This is a genomic window from Actinomyces sp. HMSC065F12, assembly GCF_001814535.1.
Classification (GTDB): domain Bacteria; phylum Actinomycetota; class Actinomycetes; order Actinomycetales; family Actinomycetaceae; genus Pauljensenia; species Pauljensenia radingae_A.
In genome coordinates this window covers 1-977 of sequence record NZ_KV816949.1, presented here as the reverse complement: position 1 = coordinate 977, position 977 = coordinate 1, and the positions used below count along the sequence as shown (strand labels likewise).

The 977-nt window shown below is 57.3% G+C and carries 2 pseudogenes; both read right to left on the bottom strand.

Annotated elements, in window-relative coordinates:
• Positions 1-283 (bottom strand): annotated as a pseudogene (locus HMPREF2975_RS02320) (hypothetical protein); the annotation flags it as partial.
• Positions 274-977 (bottom strand): annotated as a pseudogene (locus HMPREF2975_RS02315) (DEAD/DEAH box helicase); the annotation flags it as partial. The pseudogenes HMPREF2975_RS02315 and HMPREF2975_RS02320, both read right to left, overlap by 10 nt.

Sequence of the window (977 nt, the reverse complement as noted above, 5' to 3'; positions counted from 1 at the left end):
CCCACGCAGGCAAGAACCAGTCCATGTACTGGCGGGCCTGTAGGTAGCGAGCCTTGTAGGCGTCGATTCGCTCAATGCTCGCCACGATCCGATTCTCCGAAGCGTGGAGGTCGCCTGATGGTGGTGTGCCGTCCATGCGTGGGGATGCTGGGCTTGCCGCGTCAGCGTAAGCCGTCTTGATCTGCTCGTCGGTACTCTCGATGATCTGTTCCATCACCGCATAATCCTGCAGGGCTGCGATCGCGGCTTTCCTTGTGTTGAGGTATTTGGTCATCACATGCATGAGCTTGTTCTTTCAGTGGTTGTAATTTCTGCTGTGACCGCGTCAATCAACGCAGCCTGAGTAGCGTCTTTCGCATCAAGAGCTTTGAGAACGGTTTCATCGAGCGTCCCTTCCGTAACAAGATGCGTGATCGTCACAGGTTCGGTTTGTCCTTGCCGATAAAGCCGTGCGTTGGTCTGTTGATAGAGCTCGAGACTCCAGGTGAGTGAAAACCACACCAGCAGATGCCCACCGCTCTGGAGGTTCAGCCCGTGGCCGGCCGACGCGGGGTGAATCAGCCCGAGGGTTATCTCGCCCTGGTTCCATGCCTCGATATCCGCGCTCGTTTTCAGTTCGCGAGCCTGCGGGAAGCGGGAGACGATGCGTTCGCGGTCATGGGTAAACCAATAGGCCACCAATAACGGGCTGCCGTTGGCAGCCTCGATGAGGTCTTCGAGGACGTCGAGCTTCCGCTCGTGAACCGCCGTCCACTGACCATCACCGGTGTAGATCGCGCCCGACGCCAACTGCAGCAACTTGCCCGACAATGCAGCAGCATTCGCAGCGTCGATTGTCGCCTCACCGAGGTCGAGGACAAGATCAGATTTCAACTGCTCATACACGCGTCGTTCTTTCGGATACAGCACCACAGGCATTGTCGTCACCGTCAGTTTTGGTAGCTGCAGGTGGTCGGTGGTTCTCATCGACAACGTCA